The sequence below is a fragment of the Neoroseomonas eburnea genome, from assembly GCF_018129005.1.
In the GTDB taxonomy this organism is placed as follows: Bacteria; Pseudomonadota; Alphaproteobacteria; order Acetobacterales; family Acetobacteraceae; genus Neoroseomonas; species Neoroseomonas eburnea.
This window is the reverse complement of sequence record NZ_JAAEDL010000002.1, coordinates 135,388-154,094: the sequence shown is the minus strand read 5'-3', so window position 1 is coordinate 154,094 and position 18,707 is coordinate 135,388. Positions and strand designations below refer to the sequence as shown.

Sequence of the window (18,707 nt, the reverse complement as noted above, 5' to 3'; positions counted from 1 at the left end):
TGCTGAGGAGGGAGGCGGCCAGGTCAGCCGCGGAAGCGATAGACGAAGACGGCGATGCCGCTGCGCACCCACCAGGCGCCGTCGGCGGAGGCACCGGGTATCTCGATCACCGAGGTGCCAAGGAAGGAGAGCGGGCCGTCGCGGCGGCTGCGGAACACGGCGAGGGCCTGGTCGAGCAAAGCCAGCTGCGTCGCCTCGCCGAGCCCACGCGCCGCCATGACACGGATCACCACGGAGCCATGCAGTTCCTTCTCATGGGCGCCGCGGCCGGCACCGAAGGCGACCAGCCGCTCGCTGCTGTGCTCGATGGCGAGATGCAGCCAGTGCTGCGTGCTGGCACGGGAGGGCACGGCGTCGCTGCCATTGTGATGCCAGAGCACCGGCACCCCGGCCGGCGCCGGCCAACCGCTGGTCCAGGCCGCCGCGATAGCGGCGACGCTGTCGGCATAGGGTGAGGCCGTCATGAGCGGGCGGCCCGGATGGGGCGGATGGCGATCGCCGGATAACGGACTTGGCTCTCGACGTCCCGGCCGCCAGGCACGCGGCGCGGCGACCGCTCCATCACGATCCCCCGCTGTCCGAAACGCCGCCGGCGGGTCGCCTCGACGCTGAGCGCGAAGGCGTCCGGCGCATCGACATAGGTGAAGCGCGGCTCCCAGCCGAGCGGGCGCAGGACGGGCCGCAGCGCCACGCTGGCCTGCTCGACGAAGTGCATGGGCACCTGCAGCACGAAGGGCCCGCCGCTGTCGCGCTTGCCGACCTCGAGCCGGCGGGCGTAGTCGGCGCGCACCACCACCACCGCCTCGGTGGCGCCGGCCGGCAGGCGAGCGGTGCGTGGCACGGCGGTGTCGTCGACAAAGGTGGTGATGCTGGCCTTCCAGCCGCCTTTGCGCTCGGGGCCGTTCTCCTCGAGGTAGGTGACGGTACGGATCACCGCCTCGGTCAGGTAATGCCAGGCAATGAGGATGACGCCGTCGGGGCGCACCTGCTCCGGCGCGGCGCCCAGGCGGCCGTCCACCGCGGTGGTGTGGTCCGGCACCACGCCGCCGGAGCGGGCCGCCTGCTGCCGCTCGACCTCGGCGATGTGGGCGCGGGCGATGGCGGCGAGCCGCTGGCTGGCGGCCGGGCCGGTCAGCCCGCGGGTGCCGACCTCAAGCTCGCGGGTGAAATTGCGGAATTGCCCACGCGTGAATGCCATCTCAGCCGCCGCGCACTGCCAGGGTCCAGCCGATGCGCTCTGTGCCCTCCCACACTGGGGCGGCGAAGATCACGGTGAAGCTCTCCGCGCCGTCCAACACCTCGTCCGGCTCGCGGGGCGGCCAGGGAAAGCCGACGGCGACCAGATCGGCGTGCAGGATCTCGAGGCGGCGGTCGCCCTGGAGCAGTGGCGGGGCGAGATCGTCGGGGGCGTAGTCGGCCGAGAAGCCGGTCACCGCGGCGGTGGCGTAGGTGGTCGGCGGGGTCACGAGACGCCGCAGCGTCATGGGCCGCCCGCGCCGCGCGAGCGCTCGACGGCGGGCGTCGCGCAGCGCGCCCATCAGAGGTGGAACCGCCGATAGCGTTCGAGGGCGGCCAGCCGATCGGGCGCGAGGGGCAGCGTGTCGCCGCGGTGCTCGAAATAGCCGACCGCGCCGACGCCCTCGGTGGTCTCGTTGCGCACTGCCGGATCCCGTCCCTGGCCGTGCCAGAGGCCGGCGAGCAGGTCGAGGCAGACTCGCTCCAGCGCCGACGGTGCGTCGTCCGGTAGGGCGAAGCCGGCCTGGTACTCCACGACCACCGTGCGCGCCGTCCAGGGCACGCGCACATCGCCGCGCAGCCGATAGAGCAGCACGCCGCCGCGCTCGTATTCGCTGGCGGCCAGCGCGACACCGTCCTCGGCGACGGAGGCGACGAGCACGCCGAGGTCACGCTGCAGCACGAGGGCGTCGGCCGGGGATGCGAGGCGTTCGGTCTGCCGCAGCGTCTCCCGCCCGAAGCCCGACCGGTTGCACCACTGCGCCACCAGGTCGGACGCCTCGCGGATCAGATCGACGATGCGGGCATCTTGCACGGCATCCGTGACGCCGAGTTCGCGTTTGGCGGTGGCGAGCGTGGTGAGGTCGCCGGTGGCGGCCGGGGAGAGGATCTCCAGCACGGGCTCCCTCCTCACACCTGATCGTCGGGCGTGGCGCGGCGACGGCGCGGCGCCGGTGGAAGCGACCGCGGCGGGGCATCCTCCGCCACTGCTTCGGCATACCCTTCCGCCAGCAGCCCCGCCGCGGTGCCTGCGCGCAGGCTGACCTCCTCGCCGACGGCAACGGCGATCAGCCGCACGCCGTCCAGCGAATAGGAAAACGCCCGCAGCGCGCGGATGCGTCGCTGCCCCTCCGCCGTCATGCTCACACCGGCGGGTTCGGCGTCGGCGCGTTGCGCGGATGACCAAGCAGCGCGATCGCCGCGAGGAAGATGTTCCCGGTGTTGTTGGCCGGCGTGACGGTCAGCCGGACATAGCGCTTGCCACCGACATAGCCGATCTTGCGGGTCTTGTTGTCGTCGGCGAAGGACAGTCCCGCCTGCGCCTCGGTGCCGATCAGCTCCTTGTCGGGTACCGCCTCGGCGCCCGCCATGTTCGCCGCATCGCTCGCCTCCACCAGCACGGTGAGCGTGGCGTCAGCATCGGCGATGTCGCCGGCGGCAAGCAGAAAGGTCAGGCTCTCATAGCCCTTGGTGTCGATGATCTCCGACACGAAGGGCGTGTTGTCGGTCCTGGCCGCCGCCGGGCTGATCGCCCGCACGGGGTGGACGTTGTGGCACAGGTCACGAGTGGCCATGGCGGGCACCTCGCCTTTCAGTTGCGTTGATGGAATGGTGAAGTGTGTGGATAACCGGCGCGGCGGCCCGCGCGGCCGATGGCGGCTACGCGGGCCCGGCCGTCATGCTGCGGCGCACTTCAGCTTGCGCATGGTCTCCGCCAGCACGACCGCCCCGCCCATGCGCCGGCGGAACAGGAACCGCACATTGCCGCTGGTCGCCTGGGTGAAGGGATCGCGCAGCATGGTCATGGCGATGCGATCGACGATCACATAGCCGCGCCGGAAGTCGCCGAAGGCGATCGGGAAGGCGTCCGCCCCCTCGTTCGGCATGTCCGGGCACTCGACATAGGGGGCGCCGAGGATGGTGTTCGGCATCCCATTCGCCAGCCCCGGCATCCAGACGTAGTTCTTGTCGGCGTCCTTGAGCTTGCGCACCGAGCCCAGCGTCACCCGGTTCAGCGTCCACACGGCGTTGCGCGCGTAGGCGGTCTTGAGGGCGTGGAAGAGGGTGATCAGCCCGTTCCCCTGGCCCTCGGCATCGGCGATGGTCGCCGCCGAGCCCGACACCGTGAAGGTGATGTCGGCATTGGTCAGGATGCCCTCCGCCTCGCCGACGCCGGAGCCGCCGACGAACTCCTGCCCCTCCTTGACCGCGAACTGCTCGACCGCCTCAGCACGGATCTCGCTCTCGAGATCGTAGGCGCTGTCCTCGAGGTTGTGCTGCGAGATGTCGACCAGGGCATAGACCTCGGGCGCGGTGATCTCGATCATGCCGTAGGCGAGGCCCGGGGTTTCCGTCCGGGTGCCCTGCTCGGAGACGCGCCGGGCGGCGAATTGGCCGGTGCGCTTGGGCAGCATGATGGACTTGCTGGACGTGCCCCGGACGCGGGCCAGCGAGCGCACCGGGCTCATCTCGGTCACACCCTTGATGATCTCGCGGACGTATTCCGACGGGGCCAGGTAGCCGCCGGTGGTGTCGTCAGCGATCGCCATCGCCTTGTGCTCGGCGGCGACGTCGGAGAGCGCCTTCTGCTGCTCGGCGGTGAGGTTCGGCACGCCGAGGGTGTGCGCATTGATCACCGCCCGCGCCCAGGTGTTCACCCGCGCCTTGAGCTCGGCCTGGCGGTCGCCGCTGCCCATGCCGGGGCGATTCAGCCGGGTCTCGATCCTTTCCAGCGCCTCCTTCGAGCCCTCCGCCGCGTCGCGGCCGGCCTTGGCCTCCAGCTCGGCCTTGGTCAGCCGCTGGTTCAGCGTCTCGAACTGGTCGAGCGCCGTGTTCACCCGCTGGAGCTTCTCCTCCAGCAGCACGTCGGCGCTGCCCTTGCGGGCGAGTTCGTCGAGGCGGTTGTCGTTGGTCGCCTTGAATTCCTCGAAGGCGCGGCCGAGGCCATCGAGGGCCTCCTTCACATCGGTGTCCATGGGTGTGTCCCGTCAGGATTGGAGGATCTGCTGCAGCCGGCGGATGCCGGCGAGCACAGCGGCCGTCTCTCCTCCCTCCTCCCGAGGGTCGGCACTGGCCTTGAAGCCGCGCGAGGCGATCGCCTTGGCGCGGTCACGCGAGAACCCTGCCTCCCGCAGGAAATCCTCGAAATCGCGAATGGTCTGGATGCCGCCGGCGCGGGCCTTGAAGTCGGTCACCACCGCGGCGGGGTTAACCCCATGGCCGCGGGGCGCCAGCGACACCTCGTCGAGCCAGATAGTCTTGAGGCGGCGCAGCTCGGCGGCGCGGTCGACCTCGAACAGCATGGCGGTGTAGCCGATGGAGAGATCCATCGCGCCGTCGCCCCGCAGGGTGCCATAGGCCTTCTGGCCGTCGGGATGGTCGAGATCCAGCTGGCCGGCGCAGAACAGACCGCGCTCATCCTCGCGGAACTCCGACCAGGCGCCGATCGCCTTGCCGGGGTCGTGGAACCACAGCATGCGCGGGGCGGTGCCGCGGCGGGCGTGCTCGGCCAGGGTCTCGGCGAAGGCGCCGGGCAGGATGACGTCGCGATAGGTGTCGACCACGTCGAACACGGCGCCGTAGCCCTCGAAGGCGCCGCTGTCGGCGGCCACCGACTTCACCTCGAAGCGGGCGCGGATGTCGCCACGGATCCTCATGGCGTGGTCTCCAGCTGGGAGAGGACCGTATCCAGCGCGTCGCGGGCGCCGCGGATGCGGGCCTCATTCGCGGCGGAGAGGATCCGGCCGATTTTCTGTTCCAGGGCGGGATCCTCCTCGCCGATGGCGCGCGCGACGGCGGCGATAGCGGCTGCCTTGCCCTCGGCGTCAGCGCCGACATCATTCGAAGGAGCAGGAGGTGCCTGCTTCGCACGGAGCGCGGCCTCCGCCTCCGCCTGCGTCGCCAGGTTCAGTGGCCGCAGCGGCTCGTCGAGGCCGGGCAGCGGGTTCAGTTCCTCCAGCGCGCGGGCCTCGTTGCGCGTCAGCACGCCGAGGGTGATCAGGGCGCTGTAGAAATCCGACCGCGTGCGGGCATCGCCGCGCATCAGCGCCTGCAGGGAGAATTTCGCGTAGAGCCGGCGCTGCCGTTCCTCCCGCGTCATCAGGTCGACCCGGATCCGCTCCTCGAAGCGGCGGGTCCAGCGCCCCAGCGAGTAGACGACATTGGCGATGAAGAACTGCTCCGCCGAGGCGTAGGTCGAGGCCTTGTCGGAATGCCCGACCATGGCCGGGTAGACCCCGAAGGCGCGGCAGATCTCCTCGATCTGGAAGCGCCGGGTTTCGATGTGCTGGGCATCCACCCCGGTCATGCCCATCGGCTCCCATTTCAGGCCGGAGGACAGCACCGCGGTGCGCATGGCGTTGGACAGCCCGCCCTGGGTCTGCTGCCAGGCGGCGCGCAGCTCATCGACCTGCTCGCGGGTCAGCCGCTGCTCGGTGGTCAGGATGCCCCCCGGCCGCGCGCCGTTCGCATGCAGCCGGGCGTGCGCTTCCTCGGTGGCCAAGGCGAGGCCGATCGCCTCGCGGGCCAGCTTGGTGGCGTCCAATCCGGAATAGGCGTTCCAGGACGGCGCGCGCAGATGGAACACCTGCTCCCGGCCGACCGTCAGACTGCGGCCGTCGGCGAGGACCAGGTGGTAGACGAGGTCGTAACCCTGGCGCTGCTCGATGGAGACGCTGCCGGGGACGAGGGGGATCAATTCACGGATTGGGCCGCGCGGGTTCGGCCGGTTGATGAAGGAGATGCCGTCGCCGCACAGCACGGCGTGCATCAGCGTGGTCTCGATCCACTCGGGCCAGGTCTGCCATTCGTTCGGCTGGCCGGCGAAGAACCCCCACAGCGGCTCGTCCGTCGCGACGTCGCGACCGCCGCCCGCACGAGGGCGATAGATGTCGAGCGGCAGCATGGCCACACCGCAGGCGATGGCCTGCACGCAGGCGAGTGCCGTGGTGCATTCCAGGGCGGAGGTGGCGTTCACCGTGGCGCCTGACTTCGCGGGCGGACGCAGCGCCTCCCAGAAGCCCGGCGCGAAGGTGACGGCCTTGCTCTCGTCATGACCACGCCGGGTTAGGCGCGCTAACCACCGCATTGCGGTCGCCGACCCTGAGGGGCGAGTAGCGACAAGACTGCAGCAGAACACTTTACTGCCATCGTCTTCTTTGCTCCGCTGACCTGTGTGGGATCGATGAAAAGTCTCGGGGCAACCCAAAGACGCAGGCGGCACAGCGAGAAGGAAATTTCATCGTTGTTGAAGTCAAAATCGAAGTCTATGCAGCGCGGCACGTATTATAATGACGAGGAGAAAATCTCGAAGCAGGAATTCTACGAATCAACGCAGCAGACATTGTCAAAATCAGAAATCGACCATTTTCAGTTTGGCGATACGAAAAGGGTTGAATTTCTGAACAAGATGCGCCCGCATATTCAGCAACTATCTCGTATTCGTATTCGCAAGCCAGCGGAGGTAGCCAAGAACTTAAATCGGAAGAGATTGTTTACAGCCTGTGGCCAGGAGTGGTCACCGCGCCTTGTGGCATTCCTATTGAGCTTTTTGTTCTCATCAGATATTGATTATGCGGCAAGAGGAACTAGAATTAGGCAAAAAATTTCTGCGTCAGTGTCGAAAATCACTCATAGTGAATCCAGGCATAATCAAGTTAGCGGTCATGATGTGGCCAGATCCAAATCAATAAACGAAAACTCGACTCCTTCCCGCTTCAATGACAAAAAGCGAGCAGATATCCCACCTCGCAGAGATCGCGATTATCCAATAGGATTTCGCGAATTAATGGATAATATACAGAAAAAGAAATAGATATAGTACATATAATACTCTCATAATGCTGTAATTTAACTCATATAAGAAATATCGAAGGGGCCGAGCGCGCCTCCGGGTTCCGCGACATCAGCTCCGCCGCATTGAACGCCGCCACCAGCGGGTCGATCTTCGCCTTGCCCGCTGCCTGCTTGGTGATTGTGACGGCGTTGCCGCGCGGCTCGACGCGCGCATTGCCGACGCACCACGCCATCAGCGCCTGGCCGGGATGCCGCAGCGTGCCGTCCGCCAGTTTCCGTTCCAGCGTCTTGATCGCGCCGCTGATCCGCCAGCCCTGCGGGATGCCGACCACCCGGTCGCCAGTGATGTGCCGCTCGGCCAGCGCGTCGACGATGCCGCCGATGCCGACCGGATCGAGGCCGACCGCGTGCAACAGGCCGGCGCGGTCGATGTCGGCGACCAGGTCGGCGACCTCCTCCACGTCGTCGCCGAGCCGCGCGACGATGCGCAGATCGCCGTCACGGGCGAAGTCCTGCATCCGGGCGGCTTCTGACTTCCGGCGCTCCAATACGATCGGATGCGCCCAGGCGCGCGACCACAGCAGCCAGTCCCGCGTGATGGCATCGCGGCCAATGACGGAGAGGCCGAGCAAGTCATCCAGCCCGCCGCCATCGATGCCGACGGTGACAACATCAGCGCGCCGGAGCAGCTGATTCAGGGTCAGGTCGGGATCCGCCTGCGGCTCCCAGTGCTCCGCGCCAGCCCAGGCATCGGACAGCAGTGCCAGGCCAATCTCGACGTTGAGGTGCTGCGACGCCCAGCGCCGGAGCTCCTCCTCCCCCGCCTCCACCGCCGCGTGATAGTCCGGGACCAACCGCTGGACCGTGATCGACCGCCCGTCATTCGGCGTGACCATCTTCCAGTTGGCCGGATCCCGCCATTCCACCTCCGGCGGGAACTCGTAGAGCACCGGCAGGATCGGTGCCTGCAGCACGCCGTCCCTGACCTTCCTGGCCTTCATCAGCTCGGCGCGGAACACGCCGGCCGGAGGTCGCTCCGACTGTGTGGTGATGGTGATCAGGAAGCCCTCGGGCTGCGAGATCAACCCGCCGCGGATCTGGCCGATCACCCGGTCCGCGTCCGGCGCCTCTGCGATGACGTGCAGCTCGTCCAGCAGGATGCCGGCCGGCTTGGTCCCCGTCACGATCTTCGGATCGAAGGACTTCACCTTCAGGAAGGCGTTGGTCGGCCGGTAGGTGATGCGCTTGAGGTGTTCCTGCACATGGAACTTCGCCGCCAGCACCGGATCCGCCTCGATCATGCCGACCGCCTGGCGGTAGGCGAGGTCGGAGACGTCCTGAGTCGGTGCGACGATGATGAACTCCGCCCGCGGGCGGCGGTTCATCAGCAGGGCGGTGACCATGATCGCCGCCCCGGCGGTGGTCTTGGCGTTCTTCTTGGGGACGAGGGCGAAGATCTCGCGGATGTGCCGCTCGGTGCCGTCCCAGGAGCCGAACAGGGCGCGGACGATGTCGCGCTGCCAGTCCCCGCCGGCGGTGGATAGCGGCGGCCGGCCCGGCACGTCGGGCAACCGCAGCCGGTTGAAGATCGTGACCGCCCGCTCGGCCTCGGCGCGCAGCAGCAGCGGCATCTCCGGCAGCAGCGACTGCCCCGCCTGGATGCGCGCCGCCCAATCTGGGCAGGCCAGCGACCAGGCGGTCACTGCAGCCGCGTGCTCGCCGGTTCGAGCAGGCTCTCCCAGGAGGTGCCGCGCTCGGCGGTCTCGGCTTCCAGGGCCCGCTGCTCCTTCTTGCCGAGTTCGTCCGCGGCCGGGCGCTCACGCCAGCCGGCGCGGCACTTCAGCCAGAAGATCGCCGCCACCACCGCCTCGCGGCCATCACCGGTCGCCTTCTTGAACAGGGAGGCGGCGACCTTCGCGTTCGCTTCGACATGGCCGACCTCGAGCTCGGTCCAGAAGTGCTTGCGCAACGTCTTCGGGTCGAGCGCGAGTACGCGGGCGATCTCGTAGTCCGGGATGCCGAAGGCGGACATCGTCTTGACGGTGGCGCGGTCCTTCTCGGTGGGCGTGTAGGCCGGGCGGCCGGGCTTGCGGGGCATGGGGTGCAGCGCCGCGATGCGCGGCTCCCTGATGCGCGACGCCACGGCGTCACGGAATGATCGATCGGCGCCGAATTCAGCAACATCATGATCGGCAGATGCGCTTGGCTCGGGCGCGGCTCAGCGCGAATGGTCCGTCACGCGATGCGGAGGACGGAGACCACGATGACCAAGCGCGAAGCCAACCAGCTCAACAGCCTCGAGGCCTTCCTGATGAAGAAGGCCGAGTTCGACGAATTGCTCGCCGAACTGCAGCAGGCCAGCGCGGATCACTTTGGGGCAGACCCCAACGCGGTGCTCTGGGGCGAAGCCGCCTGGCTCACCGACGCCACCGCGAAGCTGAAGGACATCGCGGACCAGTATTTCCGCCGGGGCGAATATGCCCGCTAACGCGGATCACTCCCGCACCGCCCCGACCGGGTGATCCCCGGCGGGGCTCGGGCTGGTAGCACCCGGATCCTCGGGTGCCGAACCAGGAGCCCGACGATGAAACTCTCCGACACCCAGCGCATCATCCTCAGCCAGGCGAGCCAGCGCGACGACCACCTCGCCGTACCGCCCGAGCGCCTCCCCGCCGCGGCGCGGCAGACGGTGGCGAAGTCCCTGATCAAGCAAGGGCTGGTCAGCGACGAGCACGCCAGCGCCTACGCCGCGCGCGACGCCTGGCAGATCGAGGGGCGGACGCGCCTGCTGCGCATCACCGACGCGGGACTGCGCGCCATCGGCGTCGCGCCGGACGGCGAGGTGGAGGAAATGGAGGACACCCGCCCGCGGGATGAGCGCAATGGGGTGGATCTCCGCCTGAACGACGGGGACGATAACGATGAGCCGGCCGCGGTTGGCGACACGGCGCCCACGGGCGGAGAGGACGGCGCCACGCAGGATACCCCCGCCGCGCCGACCGAACCCGCCCAGGCCCCGTCCCTGGCGGAGGAAGTCGTCCTGCTGGAACAGGCGCTGGCCACACCGCGCGCGACGCCGAGCCCCACCCTGCGCGCCGCCGCCCAGCGGATCCTGGACGCCTGGGATGACGACGCGAACATGCGCACCGATCTGCCCACCGCCATCGACGCGCTGCGCGCCGCCCTGGCCACGAAGCCGGCCCGCGCCCCGCGGGAGCCCGGCGCACCGCGCAAGCGGCGCGAGGGTACCAAGCAGGAGGCGGTGCTCGCCCTACTGCGCCGCCCCGAGGGGGCGACGGTGGCGCAGGTCGCCGAAGCGACCGGCTGGGCGCAGCACACGGTGCGCGGGTTCTTCGCCGGGCTGAAGAAGAAGGGCATCGAGGTCACGGTGCTGGAGCGGGTCCGGCAGGTCGGGCCGAACAAGGAAGGCGCCCGGGGGTCCTACACGGTCTACGCGATCGCCGGCTGAGCCCGCACGAACATCGATCAGGGCTCGTCGCGCAGCGGCGGGCCCTCGTTCCTTTCAATGGCATTCGATTTCGGTTTCGGCGGATCAAGCTCCAGCAGGAGATCCGCCACCTCCCACGTCTGCCGCTTCGCCGCTTTCAGGATTTCCACCAGCACGATCCGCGCGTCGTCCTCATACAGTTTGAGGATGCGCGGCGTGTACCCGCCGCCATCGACCAACGACAGCGCCTTCGCGGTTGCTATCACCATCTTCTCGGGATCTCTGGCGAGCATTCCGCGCCTCCGCGATCGCTGGAGGCATCTTGCATATCACGCCGCTGCAGCAACACCTCGAAGTGCTGCGACATCGTCAAAGACGCGATCTTCGTCGGCCAGCACCGCCGCCTTCCCCGTCAGCGCCTGCCACCGCAGCACAGCGACATCGACGTAGCGGGGATCAATCTCCATCGCGTAGCAGCGCCGCGCCGTGGTTTCCGCCGCGATGATCGTGGTGCCGCTACCCGAGAAGGGCTCGTAGACCACGTCGCCGACCGCGCTGTTGTTGACGATCGGCCGGCGCATGCATTCGACCGGCTTCTGCGTGCCATGGATCGTCTCGGCATCTTCGTCGCCACCGAAGCCGATCGACCACAGCGTCGCCTGATCCCGCGCGCCCTGCCAGTGACCCGTCGCCCCCTTGCGCACGGCGTAGAGGCAGGGCTCGTGCTGCCAGTGGTAGTCGCCGCGGCCGAGCACGAAGCGCGGCTTGGCCCAGATGATCTGGCTGCGGACTGCGAAGCCCACTGCCTCGAGGCTGTCGATCACCGTCCGCGCATGCACGCCGGCATGCCAGACATAGGCGACGTCGCCCGGGAACAGCGCCCAGGCCTCACGCCAGTCGGCGCGGTCGTCATTCGCCACCTTGCCCGTGCGCGCCGTGGCGGAGACGCCGGCCTCGTTCCGCCAGGACGGGTCGTACTCCACGCCATAAGGCGGATCGCTGACCATCAGATGCGGCTTCGCGCCATCGAGCAGGCGCGTGACGTCCGCGGCATTGGTGGCGTCGCCGCAGAGCAGCCGGTGCCGGCCGAGGATCCACAGATCGCCGGGCCGCGACACGGGATGCGCAGACGGCTCGGGAGCCGGCCCGTCCGGATCCACCGACCCTCCTTGTTCCTCCGCGCCGGCCCCTGCCAGCAGCCGATCCAGCGTCAGGGCGTCGAAGCCGATCAGCCCTAGGTCGAACTCGGCATCGAGCAGGCCACGCAGCTCACCGGCCAGCAGCCCGTCATCCCAGGTGGAGTTCAGCGCCAGCTGGTTGTCCGCCAGCCGATAGGCCTTGGCCTGCGCCTCCGTGAGATGGCCGAGCCGGATGGCGGGAATGCTCGCGAGCCCGAGCGCCTTCGCCGCCAGCACGCGACCATGGCCGGCGATGAGCACCCCCGCATCATCGACCAGCACCGGCACGTTGAAGCCGAACTCGCGGATCGACGCCGCCAGCTGCTGCACCTGCGCCTCGGGGTGCTGCCGCGCATTCGCGGCATAAGGCGCCAGCGCCGCCGTCGGCAGCATCTCGACGCGGAGATCAGGCAGCATTGGCCATCTCCTCCGCCCGTGCCGCGGCGACGGCGTCGTAGTCCCGGCCGTCCCCCTCCAGCGTGACCCTCAACTCGGGGAACACCATCCGGTAGCGGGCGATGGCAAGGTCGACATAGGCCGGCGCCAGTTCGATCGCTCTGACCTTCCGCCCCGTGCGCTGCCCGGCCAGGATCGTCGTGCCGGAGCCGGCGAAGGGCTCGAACACTGCATCGCCGAGGTTGGCGTAGCTCTGCAGCAACAGTTCCGGCAGCGCGACCGGGAACACCGCCGGGTGCTCGGTCTCGATCCCCCGCCCCTTGTGCCGCGTGATGCGCAGCACGCTGTCCGGGATGCGCATCTCCTGCACCGGCAGGCCGGCATGGGTGTAGGCCTTCACCTCGCCATCGGCAGCGCGCAGCCCGCTGCCCTTGTTCTCCGTCCCCGCCCATTTGCAGGGGATGATCTTGTTCGGCTGGCGCGACTTCCGGTTGAAGTGGAACACCAGCTCGAAGGCCGGGGCCAGCCGGCCGTTCCAGTCCCCCGGCAGGCCCGGCCCCTGGTCCCAGGCGTAGAGCCCGAAGCGCCGCCAGCCCTGCGCGCGCATCCATTCCACCCAGCCCTGCCAGTAGGGCTGCCATTCGCCGTCGCGATGGATCAGCCCGAGGTTCACCAGCGCCTGACCGTCCTCGGCGAGGATCGCCGGCAGGTGCTGAAACACCCCCTGCATCAGCGCGTCCCAATCCGAGATGCCGCCGGTGGTGTAGGCGCGCTGGTTGCCGTAGGGCGGCGAAGTGAACAGCAGCGCCGCGCGGTCCGCGCCCAGCACGCGGGCGACGCAGGCGGCGTCGGTGCTGTCGCCGCAGAGCAGGCGATGCTCGCCGAGCAGCCAGAGATCGCCCGTGCGGGTGACGGCCTGGCGCGGCGGCACCGGCTCGGCGTCTGCGGGATCCTCGTCCCTCTCGGCACCACCGCCAGCACCGATGCCGCCGCCGCCGCCGGATCCGCCCCCGGTCTCGCCCGTGTCCGTCGCGGCCACCTCTGCGAGATCACCGAGCAGCCCCGCCACCTCATCGGCGCCGAAGCCGGTCAGGCCGAGGTCGAAGCCCTCCGAGCGCAGCTCGAACAGCTCGCCCTTCAGCAGATCGGCATCCCAGCCGGCGTTCAGCGTCAGCTTGTTGTCGGCCAGCGCATAGGCGCGCTTGTCGGCCTCGGACCATCCGCGTGCGACCATCGCCGGCACGTCGAGCAGGCCGAGGGACTTCGCGGCCAGCACGCGGCCATGGCCGGCGATCAGCTGGCCCGCCTCGTCGACCAGTACCGGCACCGTCCAGCCCCATTCGCGGATGGCGGCGGCGATCTGCGCAACCTGCGCCTCGCTGTGGGTGCGCGCATTGCGGGCGTAGGGCAGCAGCGACGCCACCGGCCGCCGCTCCACCGCATCGGCCGGCCAGTCTCGCTGCATGTGTGAACTCCGCCTTTTTAGGGAGGGAAAAATCCCTGCGTGTCCCCCGTCGCGGAGGGGCGCCCCAAGGCGCCAGAGATCCGATCCCCCCTCCCCATCGGCAGGGGGTGCGGGGTCAGCGCGCCATGCGCGCGGCGCGGGCGGCGGCGGTCTTGGTCGTGTGGCAGGCACCGCACAGCGCCTGGCCGTTCGTCACGTCGAGCGCCGCACCACCGTCCTGCAGTTCGACGATGTGGTCGGCGTAGAGCCGTACGCCGCGGCGCCCACAGCGCTGGCAAGCATGGCCAGCGCGGGCAAGGACAGCGGCACGCCATTCACGATGGGCGGCGGAACCGTAGTGCGGGTCAGGCTGCTTCGGCGGTGGTAGTGCGGTGCGCGTGTCGTGTCGCGCGATGCGGGAGGACAGCATACGCAGCGCTGACTTCCGCATCACGTCGCCCCCGCCGGCGCAGCAATCCACGATGGCAAAAACCTACTCCATGTGGATTCCACCGGGGAGTGCGAAGGTGTAGCGCTGTCGCGCCTCACGTCACCGCGCTGGAAGCGTTGCGCGAGAGGGCATTGCTCCGGTCAGCAAGTCCGTAATGCGATGCAAGAACGCCCAACGCTGCAATCAAGATGCCCTGCGCCTGGCTGTGCCCGATGGGCTTTCCACCCCATCCCTGCCGCGTCGCCCATTCCCGGATCGACGCCTCGCAGCCGACGACATGCCAGGCGCAGGAACCCGCAGCGCTGTCCTGCCCGCCCAACACGTGCATGGCCGCAGCCACCTTGCGACGTGCATGCACATGCCGCTCCGTCAGCGGGTCGCCGCTACCAGCCGGGATGCGGATCAGCGGCATGGCGCGCAGCGTGTCGAGGGCCGCCGCGCGAAACTGCCCTCGGAACACGACCCCTGCGTCGTGCATCGGCGCGGTGATGGTGCCGTTGGCCAGCATGGCCCCGAGCGTGTCGACCGCACGGCGCAGCGCGATCGGCGTGCCCGTCTCGGGATCGGCCTCGCGTACGGGATCTCCGAAGCTGCCATGCTGCAGCCGCCACGCACTCGGCCTGCCGAGATCCTCGCGCGGCATCGCGGGCTGCTTCGTCCTGCGCTTACCGGCCATGCTGACCGCCTCCGTTCCGCGGCCCCCAGCGCCGCGTGGCTTCGTTCTGGACAGCCTGGCGCAGCCAGGGGTCGGTGATGTCGTCGATCGCCAGCGAGACCACGCCCTGGTCGCGCCAGACGCGCCGGCGCAGGGCTTCCATCTCGGGGCTGGTCGTCGGGCTGCGGGCAAGGTCGAGGGACGACCGTGGCGGTCGCGGAGCGCCTGGCAGGGTCATGCGAGCACCATCAGCGCGTCGAGCGACGCTGGCTTGCCGTTGTGTTCCAGGATCGCCTCGGCGCTGGCCTCGTAGACCTCCACGCCATGTGATCGGAGCCAGCCAATCTTCCAGGGCGGCGTCACGTTGGTCTTCACGACTTCGACCGCCGTCGTCACGGTCTGCCCCTCGATCAGCACCAGGTCGCAGATGCAGATCAGCGCTCCGGACCGCTTGCGCAGCATAGGGATGGTTGGCTTACGGCCGAACCCGCGGGCCTCCCACGCGATCACGCCGCCGCCGCCCTCGGTGAAGGGGTATTCGAGCATGACGCGGTACGTCGGCGGCTCGCGCGATCCCGCAATCGGGGCGGTCAGCCACCGCGCCAGGCGGCGCTTGGCGCGCGCGTGCTCCGCGCTTTCATTAATCTCCAGGGCGCGGCGCTGCCGGGTGGGAAGCGGCATCTACGCAATCCCCCTGGCTGGCACGGAACACCCTCCTATCTCATTGATATATATAATATTGTTACTTCTGTGATTATGTAGCGGGGTGTCCTGATCTGCGCCCGTGCCTGCGTGAGGAGGGGTCTTACCCCCGCGCCCGCGCACGAAATCACAGAAGGCACAGAAGCCTGTTTTCAATGACTTGGTCATCAGCGGCTGCCTTTCGTTACTCGTCTTCCGCGGCCTGCTCGGCCGCCATCTCGCTGTTGGGCTGGACCAGGACGTATCGCGGGCCCGGAGGGCGGCCGACGCCGCTGTAAGGCGGCGGCGGCGTTTCGACGGCCACACCGTTGCTCACCAATGCGTCGATCACCTCGCCGAACTCCCGTGCGGTGAGCTTGAGCCCCTTGTGGAACAGGTCGCGCCGGCTGCACGGACCATGCTTGCCGATGATGTGGATGGCCTTGTTCAGCCGCTTCTCGAACTCGCTGTCGGCGAGGAAGCGCTGGGCATCGCGCAGCACGGTCCTGGCGCAATGCTCGGCCAGCGCCCAGCCCCAGGTCACGTCAGCCTCGGTCATCTGCGGATGGGCCGGATCTCGGCTGATGGCGCAGATCAACGCTAGTTTGCTGGCATTCTCGCCCAGGCGATTAACGATGGCTGCCTGCGGCGTGCCGGCGACGCGGCGTGCCCAAGCGTCCTCTTCCGCCAACTTCCGCTCCTGGATTGCCTCTGCCTCGACGCTGAGTGGGACGGTGAAGGGCGTGGGCTCCTCGGTCGCCGACATCGGCACCACGTGCACATCAGGGAGGTTCCCGAGTGCTGGCGGATCACCTTGCCCGCGCGCGATAGCCTTCAGCGCCTCGAGCAAGCCTGCCGGCGGCGCGACGATGCCAGCCCCCCGGTTCCGCTCGGGCCGGTCCACGTCGGTCACGAACACAAGGAAACGCGCGAGCGAGCCGTCCATCATCGCGCCGCCCTCCAGCGCCTTCCAAAAGGTCGAGGGCGTGGTGGTGCCGTAGAAACAGACGCAGGGCTGGTGAATGTCGACGCGCGGCGCGTCCTTCTTGTCGGCGTATTCCGTGCCGCGATAGATGCCCTTGGCACGGCTGTAGAGCTTCATGAGCTCGGACCAGATCTCAGCCTTGTGCGCCGGAGCCCTGCCTCCCGTGACGGTGCCGAGGAACAGGCCGAATTCATCGATCTGGAATAGCCGTGCGGGATGCTGCTCCAAGGAGGACAGCATGCCGCGCCCTGAAGCGATGTTCTCGCCGCCCAGGTATCGCTCCAATCGCGCCAGATCGAAGCACCGCCGGATCACCTCCGGCGCGTGATCCTTCCCTCCGCCGCTCTCAGCCACGGCCGCGATGTAGATATTGGTGCGGAGGTCTGTGCTGGTGCGGTACTTCCGCCCGGCGAGCGCGCCCACGGCGCAAATGGCGGCGCCGAGCGCCAGGAATGGTTGAGGTCGCAACGCGCTTCTGACGCATTCCTCGACCAGCATCTGCAAGACACCGCCGGGCTGCAGGATGCTGGCGGGCACCGGAAGCGGCTCAGCCGCCTGGTTCGCGCGGTTCGCGTTCAACGTCGCGAGGAAGGCAGCTGCGGGATGGGGCTGCGCCGCGCGTTCGGCCGCCGCGGCGTTCAGGGTGATCTCCGCCGGCGGTACCCAGCCGCGCTCGATCGCCATGGCGTAGATGCTGCCGGCGCCGATGCTGTGCGGGCGCAGCGTCTTCCAGCGCCGCTCCGGCGTGTCGCTGCGCCCGGAAGCGCCCGACTTCGAAGCCTGGCGGGACCAGTCCAGCCAGAGCTGCCGACCCTCCTCGCCAAGCGACGCCTTGATCGCCGCGCCCATGGTGATCCAGGAGGCGCCGTCGAGATCCTCGTTCGGGATGAACTGCAGGGCGGACTGCACCGCCTCGAAGGTGCCGCGCGGATCGGACGGGCCCTTCCACGCGCCGGCCGGCGCGCTGTCGGCCATCAGGGTGCGCGGCTTCATCTCCGCCGGGATCAGCGCATAGGCCTGGTCGAGCCAGGCCATGACTTGCGCCTCGGTGACCGCGGGCAGCGACGCCAGCGGCACGTCGAGCAGGCTGTCTTGCGGCCAGCTATAGGGCTGGCCGGTGGCGGGATGGATCGCGTGGGCGACGAACTGCTGCCCGCGTGCCAGGACCTCGAGCGGATGGCGCTTCCGGCCGGCGAAGGGTGTCTCAGCGCGGTAGACCAGCAGCCGCTTCGGTGCCTGGCCGATGCGGAGGCAGGGCGTATCGCCGAATATCTCCGTCGCGAGATCCGTGAGCTGGATCGCGAGCGCCGCATCGGTGACATCGATATCGAGCCCGACCACCGTGCCACAGGCGATGCCGACGCCGCAGCCAGGCCAGCGCTGCCAGATGTCGATCTCGAACGGCTTCGTCGGCCGGTCGGCGTGCCGTGACCAGTCGGGATACGGCGTCCACTCACCCCCGCTGCAGCGTCCCGGCACCTTGGCGCCTGGCATGATGGGGATGACGGCATAGCCGTTGTCGGCCAGGCGTGCCCCGTGCTCCGCCATGAAGGAGGCGTGCATCGTCATCCCGGCAGCCCCTGCACTTTGTGCAGCGCCTGATTGATCGCGACCTGCTGCTCGACCAGGCAGTCGACATAGGCGCCGCAGATCGCCTCGATAAAGCCGCGCCAGTCTTCCGCCGACCAGGTCGCCATATCGCTGCGGCCGACCGCCTCGATGTACTGCCCGGCGATGTCTCCGGCCGCGCGCATCGCTGCGACCTCCTGCTCGTTCGGGTCAACCATGCGGCGCTCCGGCCAGAGAGCCAGGCACGTCGGCGAGCAGGACAGCACTGTCCAATGGACGCGCAGCGACCGCGCTGGGTGCCACCACAGCCAGTGCCAGGCAGGGCGTCTGCAGGTGCAGCATTTCATTCATCCGTCTGCGGCTACTCAGCCTTTTTTGCAGCACGGCGCACGCGCCGTTGCTCGGCCAGTTTTTCTTTGTTTTCGGCGCGGTACCTGCGCACAGCCTCACGATACTTTTCTGGATCGGCTCTCCGTCGCGCAGCTGCTGCGGCGGCCAGCTCTTCTCGATGTTCGGCGCGGTACTTGCGCGCAGCTTCACGATATTTCTCTGGATCCGCTTTCCTGCGCGCGGCGGCATCGGCGGCCAGTTTCTCCCTGTTTTGCTCGCGTCGCAGCACCTCGTTTGCGAGTGCCTTGTCTGGATTCGCCGCTTGCCAGCGACGTGTCGCTTCACGAGCCTTTTCAGGGTTCGCGGCCAACCATCGCCGGTACGCCTCCCGGAACCTCTCGGGGTCGACAGCCCGCTTCTTTCGCGCCCACTCCCTTTGCTGCGCGCGCTTGCGTTTCCTCTTTTCGTCGGTCTTGTCCGTCTCGGTCATCGGCGACGAGACTTCCGGGGTCGGCGCAGGTGCGCGCCTCCATGGTGCGTT

At 68.6% G+C, this 18,707-nt stretch carries 24 protein-coding genes; 3 read left to right on the top strand and 21 right to left on the bottom strand.

The features are described 5' to 3' along the window. Window positions 1–23: 23 nt before the first annotated feature. The 9 genes from GXW74_RS03075 to GXW74_RS03035 form a co-directional block, all read right to left on the bottom strand. A complete protein-coding gene (locus GXW74_RS03075) occupies window positions 24–464 on the bottom strand; it encodes a hypothetical protein (protein ID WP_211844812.1) in 441 nt (146 codons plus the stop codon). Then, the gene (locus tag GXW74_RS03070) at window positions 461–1,198 is read right to left on the bottom strand and encodes a hypothetical protein (RefSeq protein WP_211844811.1); all 738 of its coding nucleotides are present in this window, start codon (window positions 1,196–1,198) and stop codon (window positions 461–463) included. Before GXW74_RS03070 ends, GXW74_RS03075 begins: the two co-directional genes overlap by 4 nt. A 1-nt stretch (window position 1,199) precedes the next feature. Continuing rightward, the gene (locus tag GXW74_RS03065) at window positions 1,200–1,484 is read right to left on the bottom strand and encodes a hypothetical protein (RefSeq protein WP_211844810.1); all 285 of its coding nucleotides are present in this window, start codon (window positions 1,482–1,484) and stop codon (window positions 1,200–1,202) included. 53 nt (window positions 1,485–1,537) lie between these two features. Then, complete coding sequence (locus tag GXW74_RS03060; protein WP_211844809.1) at window positions 1,538–2,134, bottom strand: hypothetical protein; 597 nt, start codon at window positions 2,132–2,134, stop codon at window positions 1,538–1,540. An 11-nt stretch (window positions 2,135–2,145) separates the two neighbouring features. Further along, the gene (locus tag GXW74_RS03055) at window positions 2,146–2,382 is read right to left on the bottom strand and encodes a hypothetical protein (RefSeq protein WP_211844808.1); all 237 of its coding nucleotides are present in this window, start codon (window positions 2,380–2,382) and stop codon (window positions 2,146–2,148) included. Then, a complete protein-coding gene (locus GXW74_RS03050) occupies window positions 2,379–2,810 on the bottom strand; it encodes a hypothetical protein (RefSeq protein ID WP_211844807.1) in 432 nt (143 codons plus the stop codon). Before GXW74_RS03050 ends, GXW74_RS03055 begins: the two co-directional genes overlap by 4 nt. Before the next feature lie 102 nt (window positions 2,811–2,912). Further along, entirely contained in the window at window positions 2,913–4,211 is a 1,299-nt protein-coding gene (locus GXW74_RS03045; protein WP_211844806.1) for a phage major capsid protein, read from the bottom strand. A 12-nt stretch (window positions 4,212–4,223) separates the two neighbouring features. Further along, entirely contained in the window at window positions 4,224–4,892 is a 669-nt protein-coding gene (locus GXW74_RS03040; protein ID WP_211844805.1) for an HK97 family phage prohead protease, read from the bottom strand. Continuing rightward, window positions 4,889–6,322 carry a phage portal protein gene (locus GXW74_RS03035; RefSeq protein WP_211844804.1) on the bottom strand — a complete coding sequence of 478 codons (1,434 nt, stop codon included), beginning with the start codon at window positions 6,320–6,322 and terminating at the stop codon, window positions 4,889–4,891. Before GXW74_RS03035 ends, GXW74_RS03040 begins: the two co-directional genes overlap by 4 nt. A 156-nt stretch (window positions 6,323–6,478) precedes the next feature. Between GXW74_RS03035 and GXW74_RS03030 the strand changes: the two genes are divergently transcribed. Continuing rightward, window positions 6,479–7,048, top strand: coding sequence for a hypothetical protein (locus tag GXW74_RS03030; protein ID WP_211844803.1), 570 nt, complete (start codon window positions 6,479–6,481; stop codon window positions 7,046–7,048). A 40-nt stretch (window positions 7,049–7,088) separates the two neighbouring features. On the opposite strand, the gene GXW74_RS03025 is transcribed toward GXW74_RS03030, so the two are convergent. Both GXW74_RS03025 and GXW74_RS03020 read right to left on the bottom strand, forming a co-directional pair. Continuing rightward, complete coding sequence (locus GXW74_RS03025; RefSeq protein WP_338148120.1) at window positions 7,089–8,732, bottom strand: terminase large subunit; 1,644 nt, start codon at window positions 8,730–8,732, stop codon at window positions 7,089–7,091. Next, on the bottom strand, window positions 8,729–9,127 hold the full coding sequence (locus tag GXW74_RS03020) for a hypothetical protein (RefSeq protein WP_211844802.1): 399 nt from the start codon (window positions 9,125–9,127) through the stop codon (window positions 8,729–8,731). Before GXW74_RS03020 ends, GXW74_RS03025 begins: the two co-directional genes overlap by 4 nt. A 165-nt stretch (window positions 9,128–9,292) precedes the next feature. Between GXW74_RS03020 and GXW74_RS03015 the strand changes: the two genes are divergently transcribed. Together GXW74_RS03015 and GXW74_RS27830 are read left to right on the top strand one after the other, a co-directional pair. Further along, window positions 9,293–9,517 (top strand): hypothetical protein, encoded by a 225-nt coding sequence (locus GXW74_RS03015; protein ID WP_246522795.1) that lies wholly within the window; start codon window positions 9,293–9,295, stop codon window positions 9,515–9,517. Between the two features lie 96 nt (window positions 9,518–9,613). Beyond that, on the top strand, window positions 9,614–10,498 hold the full coding sequence (locus tag GXW74_RS27830; protein ID WP_246522793.1) for a DUF3489 domain-containing protein: 885 nt from the start codon (window positions 9,614–9,616) through the stop codon (window positions 10,496–10,498). A gap of 17 nt (window positions 10,499–10,515) precedes the next feature. On the opposite strand, the gene GXW74_RS03005 is transcribed toward GXW74_RS27830, so the two are convergent. The 10 genes from GXW74_RS03005 to GXW74_RS02960 form a co-directional block, all read right to left on the bottom strand. Further along, complete coding sequence (locus GXW74_RS03005; RefSeq protein WP_211844800.1) at window positions 10,516–10,770, bottom strand: hypothetical protein; 255 nt, start codon at window positions 10,768–10,770, stop codon at window positions 10,516–10,518. Window positions 10,771–10,806: 36 nt separating this feature from the next. Then, the gene (locus GXW74_RS03000) at window positions 10,807–12,072 is read right to left on the bottom strand and encodes a site-specific DNA-methyltransferase (RefSeq protein WP_211844799.1); all 1,266 of its coding nucleotides are present in this window, start codon (window positions 12,070–12,072) and stop codon (window positions 10,807–10,809) included. Continuing rightward, on the bottom strand, window positions 12,062–13,516 hold the full coding sequence (locus GXW74_RS02995; RefSeq protein WP_211844798.1) for a site-specific DNA-methyltransferase: 1,455 nt from the start codon (window positions 13,514–13,516) through the stop codon (window positions 12,062–12,064). The genes GXW74_RS03000 and GXW74_RS02995 overlap by 11 nt, the downstream gene beginning before the upstream one ends. Before the next feature lie 115 nt (window positions 13,517–13,631). Beyond that, window positions 13,632–13,946, bottom strand: coding sequence for an HNH endonuclease (locus GXW74_RS02990; protein ID WP_211844797.1), 315 nt, complete (start codon window positions 13,944–13,946; stop codon window positions 13,632–13,634). A 94-nt stretch (window positions 13,947–14,040) separates the two neighbouring features. Then, on the bottom strand, window positions 14,041–14,622 hold the full coding sequence (locus tag GXW74_RS02985; RefSeq protein ID WP_211844796.1) for a hypothetical protein: 582 nt from the start codon (window positions 14,620–14,622) through the stop codon (window positions 14,041–14,043). After that, window positions 14,612–14,839 carry a hypothetical protein gene (locus GXW74_RS02980; RefSeq protein ID WP_211844795.1) on the bottom strand — a complete coding sequence of 76 codons (228 nt, stop codon included), beginning with the start codon at window positions 14,837–14,839 and terminating at the stop codon, window positions 14,612–14,614. The genes GXW74_RS02985 and GXW74_RS02980 overlap by 11 nt, the downstream gene beginning before the upstream one ends. Further along, window positions 14,836–15,282 (bottom strand): hypothetical protein, encoded by a 447-nt coding sequence (locus GXW74_RS02975; RefSeq protein WP_211844794.1) that lies wholly within the window; start codon window positions 15,280–15,282, stop codon window positions 14,836–14,838. Before GXW74_RS02975 ends, GXW74_RS02980 begins: the two co-directional genes overlap by 4 nt. A 205-nt stretch (window positions 15,283–15,487) precedes the next feature. After that, window positions 15,488–17,836 (bottom strand): bifunctional DNA primase/polymerase, encoded by a 2,349-nt coding sequence (locus GXW74_RS02970; protein ID WP_211844793.1) that lies wholly within the window; start codon window positions 17,834–17,836, stop codon window positions 15,488–15,490. Then, window positions 17,833–18,054: a DUF6511 domain-containing protein gene (locus GXW74_RS02965; RefSeq protein ID WP_211844792.1), complete on the bottom strand. Its 222-nt coding sequence runs from the start codon at window positions 18,052–18,054 to the stop codon at window positions 17,833–17,835. Before GXW74_RS02965 ends, GXW74_RS02970 begins: the two co-directional genes overlap by 4 nt. A gap of 143 nt (window positions 18,055–18,197) precedes the next feature. Continuing rightward, window positions 18,198–18,656 (bottom strand): hypothetical protein, encoded by a 459-nt coding sequence (locus tag GXW74_RS02960; protein WP_211844791.1) that lies wholly within the window; start codon window positions 18,654–18,656, stop codon window positions 18,198–18,200. Window positions 18,657–18,707: the final 51 nt, after the last annotated feature.

What these genes read in the sequence shown, in the direction of transcription:
- GXW74_RS03070 (WP_211844811.1), bottom strand. Translation starts at nt 1,198, where the DNA reads ATGGCATTCACGCGTGGGCAATTCCGCAATTTCACCCGCGAGCTTGAG.
- GXW74_RS02985 (WP_211844796.1), bottom strand. Translation starts at nt 14,622, where the DNA reads ATGGCCGGTAAGCGCAGGACGAAGCAGCCCGCGATGCCGCGCGAGGAT.
- GXW74_RS02980 (WP_211844795.1), bottom strand. Translation starts at nt 14,839, where the DNA reads ATGACCCTGCCAGGCGCTCCGCGACCGCCACGGTCGTCCCTCGACCTT.
- GXW74_RS03015 (WP_246522795.1), top strand. Translation starts at nt 9,293, where the DNA reads ATGACCAAGCGCGAAGCCAACCAGCTCAACAGCCTCGAGGCCTTCCTG.
- GXW74_RS03075 (WP_211844812.1), bottom strand. Translation starts at nt 464, where the DNA reads ATGACGGCCTCACCCTATGCCGACAGCGTCGCCGCTATCGCGGCGGCC.
- GXW74_RS03065 (WP_211844810.1), bottom strand. Translation starts at nt 1,484, where the DNA reads ATGACGCTGCGGCGTCTCGTGACCCCGCCGACCACCTACGCCACCGCC.
- GXW74_RS03005 (WP_211844800.1), bottom strand. Translation starts at nt 10,770, where the DNA reads ATGCTCGCCAGAGATCCCGAGAAGATGGTGATAGCAACCGCGAAGGCG.
- GXW74_RS02965 (WP_211844792.1), bottom strand. Translation starts at nt 18,054, where the DNA reads ATGGTTGACCCGAACGAGCAGGAGGTCGCAGCGATGCGCGCGGCCGGA.
- GXW74_RS02990 (WP_211844797.1), bottom strand. Translation starts at nt 13,946, where the DNA reads ATGCGGAAGTCAGCGCTGCGTATGCTGTCCTCCCGCATCGCGCGACAC.
- GXW74_RS03000 (WP_211844799.1), bottom strand. Translation starts at nt 12,072, where the DNA reads ATGCTGCCTGATCTCCGCGTCGAGATGCTGCCGACGGCGGCGCTGGCG.
- GXW74_RS02975 (WP_211844794.1), bottom strand. Translation starts at nt 15,282, where the DNA reads ATGCCGCTTCCCACCCGGCAGCGCCGCGCCCTGGAGATTAATGAAAGC.
- GXW74_RS03045 (WP_211844806.1), bottom strand. Translation starts at nt 4,211, where the DNA reads ATGGACACCGATGTGAAGGAGGCCCTCGATGGCCTCGGCCGCGCCTTC.
- GXW74_RS03050 (WP_211844807.1), bottom strand. Translation starts at nt 2,810, where the DNA reads ATGGCCACTCGTGACCTGTGCCACAACGTCCACCCCGTGCGGGCGATC.
- GXW74_RS27830 (WP_246522793.1), top strand. Translation starts at nt 9,614, where the DNA reads ATGAAACTCTCCGACACCCAGCGCATCATCCTCAGCCAGGCGAGCCAG.
- GXW74_RS03040 (WP_211844805.1), bottom strand. Translation starts at nt 4,892, where the DNA reads ATGAGGATCCGTGGCGACATCCGCGCCCGCTTCGAGGTGAAGTCGGTG.
- GXW74_RS02995 (WP_211844798.1), bottom strand. Translation starts at nt 13,516, where the DNA reads ATGCAGCGAGACTGGCCGGCCGATGCGGTGGAGCGGCGGCCGGTGGCG.
- GXW74_RS03020 (WP_211844802.1), bottom strand. Translation starts at nt 9,127, where the DNA reads ATGCCCCGCAAGCCCGGCCGCCCGGCCTACACGCCCACCGAGAAGGAC.
- GXW74_RS03035 (WP_211844804.1), bottom strand. Translation starts at nt 6,322, where the DNA reads ATGCGGTGGTTAGCGCGCCTAACCCGGCGTGGTCATGACGAGAGCAAG.
- GXW74_RS02960 (WP_211844791.1), bottom strand. Translation starts at nt 18,656, where the DNA reads ATGACCGAGACGGACAAGACCGACGAAAAGAGGAAACGCAAGCGCGCG.
- GXW74_RS02970 (WP_211844793.1), bottom strand. Translation starts at nt 17,836, where the DNA reads ATGACGATGCACGCCTCCTTCATGGCGGAGCACGGGGCACGCCTGGCC.